The following is a 13,795-nucleotide window of genomic DNA, read 5'->3' as shown; positions in this document are numbered from 1 at the left end:
GGCGATGGTACTGCACTCGAGAGGGTGTGGGAGAGTAGCACGCCGCCGCTTCACACGTTGGGGGTTCCCGTCGAGCTTACGCTCCGGGAACCCCATTTTTTATCCCCGAATCTTTTGTTCCTCCTCCCGGTTCTTCCGGCTGACCCCATGCGGGTTCCCGGAAGGGCTTTTTTATTTCCCGTATTTCCTTCTTCCTTCCGGGACTCCCGTGGGGCTTGGCTTCCGGGGACCCCGTCTTTCCATCCTTGATTTCCATCTGATTCCCAGGTCTCCCGCAGGGGCATGGAAATCCTTTCCACTCCTGGTTTTTTCTCTTCGGCGCCGCGGATTCCTGTTAGAAGACCGGAAAAACTATGGTTTTGGGACCTCGTGTGTGTCCCATGCATCAAAGCGCTTAGACTGGTCTTATGGCAAGAGTTACGGTGTATGACGTTGCAGAGAAGGCGGGTGTGTCTACCGCGACGGTCTCCTTCGCCTTCAGGCATCCCGACAAAGTGAAGGATGATACCAAGGCCAAGGTCCTCAGGGTCGCCGAGGAGCTTGGCTACGTTCCCAGCGGCAACGCACGTAGCCTTGCCAAAGGCAGGACGGGCACGTTGGGCATGTACGCGTTCGATATGCTGCTGGAAAGACCTCAGGGAAGCAACCTTGAGGATGATTGGCCTGATGTTTCCCCCAGATCCATCGACGAGCCTCTGGACGGTGACGAACCCAACGTTCTTGTATATCCGTTATACGTTGATGAGGTGCTTCGTGGTTTCGAACTCGAATGCTGGAAGAGCGGCAAGGGAATACTTATGGGAGCCGCCTCGGAAAGGGATGATCACAGATCGGTAACGGATATCGCCGGCCGCGTTGATGGACTGTCGCTGATGCCAAGCGGATATAACGATGCGCTTCCTCTTTCCATGTTGGCGAAGACCATCCCGCTTGTAATGGTGGGTGTGGGCGATGAAAAACTGCCGGCCGCGTACCTGCAATGCGATAACGCATCGGGCATGAGGCAGATCGTCGACCATCTTGTAGACGTCCATCATGTCGACGAGATGGCGTTCGTCGGCGGCTTCGATTCGGACGACGTCGTCGCCCGCTACGTCGCCTTCCGGAAATGCCTCGAGGAACGTGGTCTCGATTCCAGCGACGCGCTGTTGGATGACTCTTTCGCCACGTCCGATGAATACATGGTGGGTTTGTGCGAGGCGATAGGATCCGGCAGACTGCCGCAGGCCTTGGTCTGCGGCACGGACCAGACCGCCTTCGGCGTGATCAGACTCCTCGAGGAGGCCGGTGTCCGGGTTCCCGACGACGTCATCGTCACCGGATTCGACGGAATCCTCGCCGGACGGCTGATGGAACCGCAGCTGACGACCGTCCGCCAGCCCATGGAGGACATGGGGCGCGAGGCGGCTCGCATGCTGCTTTCCAGGAACGGGGAGCCTTGGGAGAAGGCTGAAAGACGAGTATTCCCGGTTCGCCTCATTGTGCGCGGCAGCTGCGGATGCAATCAAAAAATCTAAGCGCATAAATCATATGGGCGTGTCGCCTTGACTTCCTTAAATCTAAGCGCTTAAATTGTAATATCAATCTAAGCGGTTAGATTGATATGAATCAAAGGAGATTTCAATGAGGAAGCCATTTTTCAAAGCGGTCGTGGCCGGCATGGCCAGTGTGGCGATGATTGCCGGTATGTCCGCGTGCGGACGGTCCGCGAACAACGCGGATTCCGATTCCGATGCGGTCAAGACCATCGATTCAAGCAAGGCCACCGGCGACCTGACCATCTGGGCCATGGGCAACGAGGGCGACCTGCTGGGTGATTTCGTCAAGGGATTCGAAAAGGAGAACCCCGACGTCAAGGTCAAGGTCACCGCGATCCCATGGTCCTCAGCGCACGACAAACTCCAGACCGCCATCGCCGCGGGCAACGGTCCCGACCTTGCGCAGATGGGCACCACCTGGATGGCCGATTTCTCCAACTCGTTCTCCACCGTGCCTGACAACCTCGACATGTCCGACTTCTCCGACGGGTCTAGGGCTACTGGCCAGGTCGACGGGAAACAGCTCGGCGTGCCTTGGTACATCGACACCAGAGTGCTGTACTACCGTACCGACATCGCCGAGATGGCTGGTTGGAACAAAGCTCCGAAGACTTGGAATGAGCTTAAGCAGATGGCTAAGGACATGCAGAAGGTCGATGGGGTCAAATACGGCATGAACCTCAACCCATCTGGCACTGACGCGTTCCTCGGAACTTTGCCGTTCTCCTACTCGGCCGGGGCGTCCTTGACTAACAAGGAACAGACGAAATGGACTTTCGAAGATACTGGCATAAAGAAGGGACTGAACTTTACCACCAGTCTCTACAAGGACGGCGTCGCGAACGTCAACGCCGACGTAAGCTCCGGTGCCGACATAGCGAACTTCGTGTCCGGTGACACTCCGATGATGCTGCAGGGGCCGACCGCCGTCAGCCAGATCAACGAATTGGGCGGCGATGGCTTCGAATCCAAGTACGCCACCGTGATTCTGCCGTCGATGAACGAATCCTCGGGTCCTGCCACGTCCTTCGTCGGCGGCAGCAACCTCGTGACGTTCAAGGACTCCAAGAACAAGCAGTCCGCATGGAAGTTCATCCAGTGGGCAAGCAAGCCCGAGGTGCAGGTCGAATGGTACAAGAAGTCCTCCGACCTGCCCGCCTCTCAGAAGGCATGGGATGAGGACGCGCTCTCCGGCAACGACAAGCTTTCGGCATTCGGCGACCAGCTGAAGAACACCATGGCTCCGCCGGCGCTGTCCACCTGGGCCCAGGTGTCCTCCGCTGCTGACCGCATCCTCGAGCAGATAAACAAGGGACAGGTCTCCGTTGACGAGGGCTTGAAGAACCTGCAGTCCGAAGCCGACTCCATCGGAACGGGAAACTGATCCCATGAGCCTCGGGACAAGAAAGACGAAGACGGAGGGCTCGGGCAACGTCCTCCGCCGCCGCCGTACGATTCTCGCATGGGGATTTGCCTTGCCTTTCGCAGTCGTGTTCTGCGTATTCATGCTGATTCCCCTCCTGTCCTCGATGGCGATGTCCTTCACCGACATCACCTCCAAGGACCTTCGCACCCCGTTCAACGTCAACTTCGTCGGACTGGACCAGTACATCACCCTGTTCCACGACCACCGTTTCCTGCACGCGTTGGGCGTCACCGGAATCTTCGTGCTTGTCGGCCTGCCGATCACCATGGCGATCGCCCTCGCATTCGCGGTGGCCCTCAACAAGGGATCCAAGCACCTCAACGCGTTCTTCAGGGCCGTGTTCTACGCGCCGGTTGTCGCCAGTGTGGTCGCAGTCTCCGTCGTGTGGAGGTACATCCTCCAGAAGGACGGCCTGCTCAACTCGCTCTTGGCCGTCTTCGGCATTGCCGGACCGGACTGGCTGCACGACACCCGCTACGCACTGCCCGCGCTGATGGTCATGACCATCTGGCGCAACATGGGAACGCTGATGATCATCTTCCTCGCCGGCCTGCAGGCCATCCCTGAGGAGCTGAAGGAGGCCGCGGCCATCGACGGCGCGGGCAAATGGCGCACCTTCCGCAGCATCACGCTTCCGCTGCTCAAGCCCACGCTGCTGCTGGGAGCCGTGCTCCTTTCCGTCGCCTACCTGCAGTTCTTCGAGGAATCCTTCGTGATGACCCAGGGAGGGCCGCTCGACTCGACACTCTCCGCCGCGTACTACGTGTACCAGAAGTTCGGTTTCGGACAGTACGGAATCGCTTCCGCAGCCAGCTGGGTGCTGTTCATCATCATCGCGCTGGTCAGCGTGCTCCAGTTCCGCATTCTCAAGGAGGATTGAGATGACAGCCACGACAGTCGCGGCCTCGAGGCCGCAAAGCAACAAGCAGTCGCTCTGGCGCCGATTCGTCAAGGGGCGTGGACTCTCCTACTGCGTCCTCGCGGTGATCGGAGTCTTCTGGATCTTCCCGTTCCTGTGGATGGCGCTGGGCTCGTTGAAGACCCAGAGGGAGATCCTCGCCAAACCGCCGAAGCTCCTGCCCGAGCACGCCTCGCTCGCAAACTTCGCGAAATGGTTCGGGGAACTGAACTTCGGCACCTACTTCACCAACAGCATGGTCGTCGCCGTGATCACCGTCCTCGGGAACATGGTGCTCTGCTCCATGGTCGGATACGCCCTGGCGAAGATGGACTTCGCCGGCAAGAACATCTTGTTCGGCGCCGTCATGGTGACGCTCATGGTTCCGAGCGTGGCCACGTTCGTCCCCCTGTTCGTGATCATCTCGAACATGGGACTCGCGAACTCCTACGCGGCGCTCATCCTGCCGTTCCTGTGCCAGCCCATCGGAGTCTTCCTGATGAGACAGTTCATCTCCGGAATCCCCGACGCGCTGATGGAGGCCGCGAGGGTCGACGGCGCCGGTGAGCTGCGCATATTCTTCCAGATCGTCCTGCCCCAGTGCGGGCCGCCGCTGGCGACGCTGTCCATCCTCACGTTCCTGTCCTCCTGGAACAACTTCCTGTGGCCGTTGGTCGCGGCCCAGACCGAGGAGAAGTACACGCTGCCCGTGGCACTGTCCCTCTACTCCACCGGCCAGAACGCCACGAACTACAGCGTCCTGCTCGCCGGAGCGGTACTGGTGGTCACCCCGATCCTCCTCCTGTTCGTATTCCTGCAGCGCTACTTCATCCAGGGCGTCGCCGGAACGGGCATCAAATAGAAAGACATGTCATGAAAGAACAATACGAATTCCCGCCGGAATTCATCTGGGGCGCGTCCACGGCCGCGCACCAGATCGAAGGGAACAACGTCGCGAGCGACTGGTGGGCCAGGGAGCATGCCGAACGCACGGATCTCAGCGAACCGTCGGGAGACGCGGCCGACAGCTACCACCGCTACGGCGAGGACATCAGAATGCTCGCCGACGCCGGATTGGGCATGTACCGCTTCTCCATCGAATGGGCCCGCATCGAGCCCGCGGAGGGCTGCTTCTCCAAAGCGCAGCTGCTGCACTACCGCCAAATGATCGACGCGTGCCACGAGAACGGCGTCGAGCCCATGGTCACGCTGAACCACATGACACTGCCGCTGTGGCTCGCCACCAAGGGCGGATGGCTCAACGCCGATGCCGTCGACTACTTCGCCCGGTACGTGCGGTACGTGATGCCGATCCTCCACGACGTCACCTGGGTCTGCACCATTAACGAGCCGAACATGGTCGCGCTGACCCGTGGCGGAACCGAAGGCAGCGACTTCGTGGCCGCCTCGCTGCCCGCGCCCGATCCGGACATCTCCGCCACGCTCGTCAAAGCGCACAGGAAAGCCAGGGAAATACTGTCCGAGAACCCGCGTATCAAGTCCGGGTGGACCATCGCCTGCCAGGCGTTCCACGCCATGCCCGGATGCGAACGGGAGATGGAGGAATACCAGTACCCGCGCGAGGACTACTTCACCGAGGCCGCGGCCGGGGATGACTTCATTGGGGTGCAGGCCTATCTGAGGACCTTCATCGGCAAGGATGGCCCCGTACCGATCCCCGAGGACGCGGAACGCACCCTCACCGGCTGGGAGTACTTCCCGCCGGCGCTGGGCATCGCCATCCGCCATACTTGGAACGTCGCCAAACGCACGCCGATAATCGTCACCGAAAATGGCATCGCCACTGCCGATGACCGCCGGAGAATCGACTACACCTTCGGCGCCATAGCCGGCATGCACGACGCGATGGACGACGGCATCGACGTGAGGGGATACCTCCACTGGTCCCTGCTCGACAACTACGAATGGGGCTCGTTCACCCCGACGTTCGGCCTGGCCTCCTGGGACAGGGACACCTTCGAACGCCATCCGAAGCCATCCCTGGACTGGCTGGGATCAATCGCGAGAACGGGGGTCATGGCCAGATAGAAGCCGTTTCCTCTCCATCCATTACATGAAAGGGCGCACGTTTTGAAACGTGCGCCCTTTCGTTTGATTTGGCGGATTCAATAGAAAACGGGTATAGCCCTCGATCTGGAAGAACATGTCCGTCCGGCGGCCGATGCTCGCGGCTGGCATACGCCGAAAACGCAGCACTGCTGTTCCCGTAAGGTCGCATCTCCCTTAACGTGTCAAGCGTCTCCTGATACGTTGCTGTATCGACGCCGGTTTCGTCATTCCTTGCCTTTCCCGAGTGGCCCTGTCGGCCAAGTGCGTTTCAACTCGAGAAAATAGCCGGGTTATGGCGGGCCGGCGGGGAGGGGCGTGCTGGACGCCTGCGCGAACTCGGTCTGACCCGATTCGCTGGATGTCTAGCCACAATGGAATGACTTGATGCGTATTCCAAGCCGGACGGAGGATGGAATGCATCTCCACGCGGATGGCGGCCGAATTCTTAAGTGTTTGCACCAGCGTTACATAAAACGCTTAGCGAACCGAAATGATGTCCGGCGGAACGTGTCCTTGCGCGTCTTGGAAACGGATATCCGTATTCGTTCGAAGGTTTCTCGACCAGGGGATGGGCTTTGCTTTTTCAGATTGACAGTCCGTAATCATTTCGGATATGTCGGAATTTAGACAGGAATCCCTTGGATGCGCCGCGGGCGATAAATACGGGCCGTGGTGCGGGAAGGACCTCGAACATGACGATTCGAAGAACACGGTCGCCTATTTCGGCGAGCGTGCCGCTTCCCACCCTCGGCGAGGTCACGGCCGGCACCGCGAGCCTCAGCCGGTAGGAGCTACCCACAGGATCATTCGTGTTGGTCGGAGTTCTCTCGTTCGGCGACGGAATTGTATCCGTGGGGTACTTCGTCGTTGTTTCTACGGACGGATCCGAGGGTGTCCATCCACCAGTGTTCGCGGTCGATGATCTCTTTGGGTGACTTGTTCATGTCGAAGATCTCCAGGATCGAGTACTGGAAGTTCTTCTCGATGTATCCGGCGCCGAGGTTTCTGAGCTGCTTGTTTCCCCCGGAGTGGTCTCCGGACGCGTATTCCTTCCAACGCGACAGCAGACCGTGCGAGGCTCCTTTCCGTGAGTAGGCGGACCCCACGTAATGCCATCCCGTTCGTCTATCGGTCTGCAGATAGACCGCCTGGACGCTGCCGAGGGCCGCCCGCCATTCCTCGTTGTTCACGGCCGCCACGAGCTGCCGGTGCGTCAACCGAACGTTCTCGTATCCAGAGAACGGTAACGCGGATACGGGGGATTGAGCGATTTTCTCAAGGGTCATCGTCTTGAGAAAATCCCGGCGTCGTTCTTCATTGTTGGACAGGTTAAAGACGACTCCCGTGTAACCCGGATCTCTTTTGTAGTACACTACCGCCCTGGCCTTTAGCGAGGCGTATTCCGGGATCTCATTGTAACGGTATAGAATCTTGCCGTCGTTCTCCGTGTACTCGTCGAGGACGTCGTAGGCTCCGACGAACAGCCATTGTGTGGGGTGGGGATTCTCTGGCTTGAGCTGAATGAACTGGAGGACTTTACGTGTGTGAATCTGCGCTGTTGCCTTATCCTTATCTGGCCATTTCTTCGTGAAAATCCACTTCATCAGGTCATCATAGGAGAAATAGTAGGCGTCGGGAAGATCACTCCATTTGCCCCATTCCGGGTTGCTGCCATTCAGACGAATGCTATAGCCGGCTAGGTCCTCTTCGTCGAGTCCCAATAGTTCGAGGAACCGGATCGGTTCCGTATCCTGGATTCCGTCTTCGATGCGCGTCATTGCCATCGCCTTTCCATTCCCGATTGCCGCCGGACGGTATGATTTTCCGGTTTGTAAGACAGTCTAGCGTCTTGATGATGAGGATTATGGAACCGGCTGGCTCCTTGCCAGGTGGACGTGGAGTCCGACGAAGGGTTGCGGGTCCGGCTGTCTTCGTGGAACGACGACGGTTTGACGTGGCCGGGTGATGGGAATGAGACCGGTCGCGCGGTGTCTGGGCGTTATCTGTTGTCATGTCGCCATGTCGCGAAATCGGTTCGTTGTTGGATGAGTGTGGTCCTGTGAATTCTTAAATGTTGTACCGAATGCAACATGCAACACTTGGTGAATCCGACTAGGACCATCGGAATGCGTCTTGGACCATTTCGAAAACGGACGTTTTCGGAGCGTAAACCGGACTGGGGAGTTGTCTCCGACACTCCGGCGGAAAGTGTCTCAAAACCCGTCCCGTAATCAACGTTCCGAAACTCCATGCCTTTGACGGGTAATGGTACGGTCGGTCAAATTGCGGTGATGATGGGCGTTGGGCAATCCACTGTATATCGGTATCTGAATGAAGCGGATGGCAAGCGCTGAACAGTCGTTTCCTAAAAATATGTTCATATGTCGCCGGCGTTTGGCGAAGGATCGGCCGTGCGGACCATTGTGACCATGGATGGGGACGGCAGGCTCGCCATAGACCTGCGTCACCAAGGTGAGGGCATTGGCGCGATGCTGTTGAAGGGCGCCGCGGAATAAGCCTGACCTCCATTCCGCAAGCCGGCCGGGTCGCCGCGCGACGTTTTACCGTTAATCTGTAGAATCGTCGGAATCGGCGTTTGATGCAGTCGCGCGGTCGGAACAGTGCCGCTCGGTATCCGGAAAAGTGCGGAAATCGGGAAACCAGGGATGACGGCCATGTTTTGACGGGGTGCGCAATGCCATGCTTGGATGAAGGGGGTGATTTCATGGCGGAATGGCGCCGTTTTTAAGGGGTGCATAGGGTGCGCAGGTGGCCATGGAAGGGTGGCTCTCCCTCATGAAATGTTACGGAAGGGCAAAAACTCGCTCATAAAAGTGTGAGATGAGGATGCCGGATGTTTCAGAGAAAACGATGACAAGGTCAGCCATGGCCACATCGCCGTATCGCAATTCGTCACAGCAGCTCGTCTCTCTTAAGCGCTCCGAACGGGTCTTCCTCCGTCTGATATTCCATTGCATGGTCTTTGAACACGTTTGATATACAGAACATATTTGTTGCGGGCTGCAAGTGCGGAACCGGGCTTATAGAGACAAAGTGCGAGCGTATTGGACGGTTCGTTGTCGGACGGCTTGTATTAGAGAGGTAGTTCCCGATAGACCAAATCGTCACGGACCGCAAACCCCTGATGCTCCCAGAAATCGTTGCCGGCATCGTTGTCTGCGGGCACACCGACGGCGACTTTCGGCAGGCCGATCGCACGAAGCGCTTCAACCACTCGGCCCACCAAAAGCGAGCCAATGCCCATACCGCGCGCGTCGGGATCGACCGCCGTGTGGTAGATGCGCGACCGTCTGCTATCGTGACCGGCAAGAATCGCTCCAATAATCCTTCCGCCATCGTCTTCGGCTACGAAACAGGTGTCGGGATTGCGTTTGAGGAACGTTTTTATCGCATCCTCGGAATCGTCGATGTCCCTCATGGTGAAACCGGTGCATCGCGTCCACAACCCGTATACCAGCGGATAATCCTCGATTTTCATATGGCGTATGGTCAGTGCTGTCGGTTCGGTCATATTTCTTGCCTTTCTTTTTGAACGCCAACTTCGATTCTCGCATCGTTCCGGTATTTTCTGTGCGGGTATGCCATATTTGCGTTGCACGGCCGTTCGTGGCGTGCGTGTCGGGGAAGCCGTGGAAGTGCCTTGAAGGACAATCCGTCGTTTTTCGGGGATACACCGGATGTGAACACATGGCAACGGCACGGTGAACTATGCTTAACTGGAATTATGCATATGAAGAACAGAAGGATCGCGAGAGCGGCGGCTGTGGTAATCGCAACCGCCATATTGTGCGGCATTGTGCCTATGATTGGCGTCGCACTGCGCAATTCGGCAATCGCAACAACGCGTGAAACCAATATTTTGCAGACTTTAGCGACGCTGCCAGAAGGGTTGCGCGACTGCTCCACGGTACTTGCGTACCTATTTTCAACGGTAGGCTGCATCGCAATCGTCGCCGCGCTTGCCGCTGTCGATTTGCGTATTACCGGCAGCAGGCGCGTCGTCATCCGCGATGTCGTCGTGTCGGCGGCGCCAATACTGTACGTGACCGGCGTCAAATGGCTGGTCGAACGTCCCCGTCCGGTCACGTCCGCCGGCAGTGGTCTGTTGCCTGGCGATCCAAGTTTTCCGAGTGGCCACACGGCGGCCGCGGTGATCGTATCGGTCATGATGATTCTTACCGTACGTAATTTCGCGCGCAAATGCTTCCCCGACGGAGAAGATGACGGGCGTGCAAACCGAAGACGGGTATTCCTCCGCAGGGCGATCATTGGCGCTGTCGCGCTTGTCGTGGCGGTTGCCTGTTCGCGACTACTGCTCGGCTTGCACTATCCGACCGACGTGATTATTTCCGCCACCATATGCCCACTCATTTCCTACGCCGTGTGGTGTGTATGGAACGCATGCGAAAGCGCGGGGGAGCGGTAAAATCGTACGCTGGGTCGACGTCGTCGACCAGATGCCAATTCCAAACAGAGTGCTATCTGCCATGTGAGTTCCTTTGATTCTGAAATCAGTTTGGGGATATCCGATTTTGCGTGCAAAACGACAGGTTGTGTAATACGGCAGTGGTGGTGTGACAAAAGCTGGTTCAATCAAACTAGCGGCGAAAACCTGCGTGCGGAATGTCGAGTCATACTAATTTCGTACATAAAACAAAACGCGTGTGCGTCCGGGCGGAAACCATCCGGACGCGCACGCGTTTTATTTTGAATTATTGCGATGAGGTCAGTTACGGGTCAGCACTTCGGCCAGGGCCTGGATGACCGGCTGCGGCATGTGGGACTGGTGCTTGGTCTGCGCGCCAACGCCGTGCAGATCCTCCAGCGTGCTCAGTGCCGGCAGCGCATCCTTGCCCAGCTCGCGGATCGCGCGGTATGCGTGCTCCTTGGTCATGTACAGCATCTGCGCATCCTTCAGCACGGCGAACGCGTCGGCTTCAACCGGATCGTCCGCAACGGCAAGACCGTCGGCGAAATCGATGGCGATTGCGGCGCTCGTCGGCACGTCACGCAGCGTGACGGTCAGGCTCAGCGTCTCCGCATCGTACGCGACTTCCGGAGCGGCGGCAGAGCCGTCGACGGTCGCACGAACGGCGCGCATCGCTTCCGGAGCGATGCCACGGAACGTGACCGTCCAATCGCGGGAAGCTGGAATGACGTCCGTCGCGCCTTCCGCAGGGGCGATCGAGAACTGTGCGGAATCGCCCTCAAAACGCAGCGCCATTTCGGTGGATGCCCAACGATCCTTGCTCTGTGCGGCACCGTCATCCTCCCACAGCGTGAAGCTGTTTTCGGCACCCGGGAACACCACTACCTGCAGTGCGCGCGGGTTGGCCACGGAGTTGAGCGCCTCACCCTCGGCGGGCATCTGCAGCGGCACGATCGCGCCGGGCTTGGCGAACACCGGCATGCGGTCGAGATCGCGCCAAGCCTCCAGACGGCGGCCTTCGGCCGGACGAGACGTGTAATGGCGACCGTCGAAGAAATCGAACCATTCGCCCTGCGGCAGCCACACGTCGGCCTTCGCACGCTGCACGGAACGCTCGGCTGGATCGACGATCGGCGCGACCAGCAGCTCGGTGCCGAAACGGAATTCGTCGGTGAGCTTGTATGCGGCTTCGATTTCCGGATAGTCCCAGTACAGCGGCTGCACGAGCGGCTCGTTGTCGAATGCGGCGCGACGGTTCATCGTGTACAGGTACGGAATCATCGCATGGCGCAGGCGCAGCGCGGACGTCATCGCACGTTCCGCATCGCCGTGGAAGTTCCACGGCTCCTTGCCGTTGAACGGCGAATCGGTGGAATGCAGACGGTTGATCGGGCTGAACGCGCCCAGCTGGTACCAGCGGACCTCCAGCTCCTCGTCACGGTAGCCGAACATGTGGCCGCCGATGTCGTGGCTCCACCAGCCGTAGCCGATGTTGGAAGCGCAGGCGGTGAATTCCGGCTGGAACTTCAGCGACTCCCACGTCACGACGGTGTCGCCGGAGAAGCCGATCGGGTAGCGGTGCGAGCCCGGGCCGGCGTAACGCGAGAAGGTGAGCGGGCGCGGGTTGCGTTCGCTGTAGTCGCTGCCGTCGTTGCGGGCGGAATCGAGGTAATGCAGGTGGTTCAGGCCCCACAGCGGGTCGAGGCCCGGCTGCCGCGTCAGGCCGCCCTGCTGCCAGTCAATCCACCAGAAGTCGACGCCATCTTCCTCCATCGGGTGGTGGAGCTGGTCGAAGTAGACCTCCATGAACTTTGGATCGGTCAGGTCGAACTGCACGGCCTCGCCGCTTTCCGGATCGATGTTCATGGCCTTGGCGACCTGCGGATACAGCTCTTCGAACGCGCGCACGCCGTCCCTCGGGTGGACGTTGAGCGTGGCCTTCATGCCATGCTCGTGCAGCCAGTTGAGGAAGCGCTTCGGATCCGGGAAGAAGTCCTTGTTCCACGTGTAGCCGGTCCAGCCGGAGCCGTACTTCGGGTCGACGTCGTCAACCAGGTGCCAGTCCATATCGATGACGGCCGTGGTGAACGGGATGCCTTCCTTTTCGAAACGTTCGACGAGCTGACGGTATTCGGTTTCGGTATAGCGGTGGTAGCGGCTCCACCAGTTGCCCAGCACGAAGCGCGGCAGCAGCGGGGTCGGGCCGGTCAGGCGGTACAGGGCGTGCACGGCCTCACGGTAGCGGTGGCCGTAGCCGAACAGGTACAGGTCGGTGGTCGGCTCTTCCTTCGGGGTCACCCACGTGCCGAAATCGTTGTGGTTGCCGTTCACTTCGGCGGTTTCGCGGATCACGTTCGACTTGGAATCGTCGATGATCGCCCAACCGTCGGTGCTGTTGACGCCCGGATCGACGGGGATGCGGCCGTTCGCCTCGTCGAGCGTACGGTAGGTGCCGCCGAGGTTCCTGCGCTGCACGTCGCCGTAATGCCAAGTGTTTTCGATGGCGTTGACGTGCTTGACGGTTGCGTACAGGCCTTCCGGAGAGAACTTGCGCTGGTTGTAGGAGATATGCAGCGACGGGGTGTCGATCTCCAGCCAGCCATTACGTTCGGCGACGGTGAATTCAGGCTTTTCGCCGAAATCACGGACCATCGCCATCTGCGTGGCGTCATCCACGAAACGGCCGCTGTCGGACCATTCGAAACGGACGAGCGCGTCCGTGATGAGGCCGATGCGCCAATGATCGCCCTGGATCACCGAATCCGGATTCATTGCCGGATGGGCGTTGAGCGTGGCCAGCGAGAACAGTGTGCTGTCTACCATGTGGGGCTCCTTTGAGTGTGGAAAAAATCGGGATAACTGGATTGGAACCGTGCCATCATATGCGACGGCACGGTCCCGTTTGAATTACTTGATGCGCTTGATGGTCAAGACCGACGCGCCAGCGCACAGTGCGATGACGATGGCGGTGGGGAACACGAGATTGTAGTTGTGGGTCATCGTGACGATGCTGGACGTCCGTATTGGCGTCCAGGGCGATGCTCGTGTCGCTGCTTTGCTGGTCGCGCATCTCATTATCCTTTCTGTGCGCTGCGAAACATCGCTCTCCGCGTTGAGTGATCAAAGCATGTTCCGCATTGAAGAAAAGTTAGCAAAACTTACTTTCGTTAAGTATGATAGCGCTTGCGCAAAAAGGTATCAATATCGGCGAGTCGCTTGAAATTGCAACGATATGCCCATATCGAAACGCTTGCCAGCGATTGCAAAATGGAACGATGCGATTTTATGCGCGTTCTGCGCCACCGCATACCCTCTTCACCGCGCCCATATGCCGATTGTGCGAGCAAAACGACAGGTTGTGTAATACGGCGGTGACGGCATCGCAAAAGCTGGTTCAATCAAACTAGCAGCGA

The 13,795-nt window shown here is 58.7% G+C and carries 9 protein-coding genes; 6 read left to right on the top strand and 3 right to left on the bottom strand.

The features are described 5' to 3' along the window. The first annotated feature begins 407 nt into the window (after window positions 1–407). The 5 genes from KSX58_RS09615 (at window position 408) to KSX58_RS09595 (ending at window position 5,911) form a co-directional block, all read left to right on the top strand. Window positions 408–1,517 carry a LacI family DNA-binding transcriptional regulator gene (locus KSX58_RS09615; RefSeq protein WP_055309318.1) on the top strand — a complete coding sequence of 370 codons (1,110 nt, stop codon included), beginning with the start codon at window positions 408–410 and terminating at the stop codon, window positions 1,515–1,517. Window positions 1,518–1,623: 106 nt separating this feature from the next. Next, window positions 1,624–2,922, top strand: coding sequence for an extracellular solute-binding protein (locus KSX58_RS09610; RefSeq protein ID WP_033500378.1), 1,299 nt, complete (start codon window positions 1,624–1,626; stop codon window positions 2,920–2,922). A gap of 4 nt (window positions 2,923–2,926) precedes the next feature. After that, on the top strand, window positions 2,927–3,844 hold the full coding sequence (locus tag KSX58_RS09605) for a carbohydrate ABC transporter permease (protein WP_033500377.1): 918 nt from the start codon (window positions 2,927–2,929) through the stop codon (window positions 3,842–3,844). A gap of 1 nt (window position 3,845) precedes the next feature. Further along, window positions 3,846–4,724: a carbohydrate ABC transporter permease gene (locus tag KSX58_RS09600; RefSeq protein WP_033500376.1), complete on the top strand. Its 879-nt coding sequence runs from the start codon at window positions 3,846–3,848 to the stop codon at window positions 4,722–4,724. 11 nt (window positions 4,725–4,735) lie between these two features. Next, window positions 4,736–5,911, top strand: a complete 1,176-nt coding sequence (locus tag KSX58_RS09595; protein ID WP_033500375.1) for a glycoside hydrolase family 1 protein — start codon at window positions 4,736–4,738, stop codon at window positions 5,909–5,911. A gap of 824 nt (window positions 5,912–6,735) precedes the next feature. Here the strand turns inward: KSX58_RS09595 and KSX58_RS09590 are convergent. Both KSX58_RS09590 and KSX58_RS09585 read right to left on the bottom strand, forming a co-directional pair. Beyond that, entirely contained in the window at window positions 6,736–7,710 is a 975-nt protein-coding gene (locus tag KSX58_RS09590; protein WP_223895872.1) for a GIY-YIG nuclease family protein, read from the bottom strand. A gap of 1,316 nt (window positions 7,711–9,026) precedes the next feature. After that, window positions 9,027–9,464: a GNAT family N-acetyltransferase gene (locus tag KSX58_RS09585; RefSeq protein WP_237976491.1), complete on the bottom strand. Its 438-nt coding sequence runs from the start codon at window positions 9,462–9,464 to the stop codon at window positions 9,027–9,029. A 213-nt stretch (window positions 9,465–9,677) separates the two neighbouring features. Between KSX58_RS09585 and KSX58_RS09580 the strand changes: the two genes are divergently transcribed. Next, on the top strand, window positions 9,678–10,379 hold the full coding sequence (locus tag KSX58_RS09580; protein ID WP_117320310.1) for a phosphatase PAP2 family protein: 702 nt from the start codon (window positions 9,678–9,680) through the stop codon (window positions 10,377–10,379). A 300-nt stretch (window positions 10,380–10,679) separates the two neighbouring features. Here KSX58_RS09580 and KSX58_RS09575 read toward each other — a convergent pair whose 3' ends face one another. Next, a complete protein-coding gene (locus KSX58_RS09575) occupies window positions 10,680–13,205 on the bottom strand; it encodes a TIM-barrel domain-containing protein (protein ID WP_215662190.1) in 2,526 nt (841 codons plus the stop codon). Window positions 13,206–13,795 lie beyond the last annotated feature (590 nt).

The organism is Bifidobacterium sp. MSK.17.10 (assembly GCF_019129655.1).
GTDB classification, from domain to species: domain Bacteria; phylum Actinomycetota; class Actinomycetes; order Actinomycetales; family Bifidobacteriaceae; genus Bifidobacterium; species Bifidobacterium adolescentis.
The sequence above is the reverse complement of the archived record's forward strand: the minus strand, read 5'-3'. Positions and strand labels throughout refer to the sequence as shown.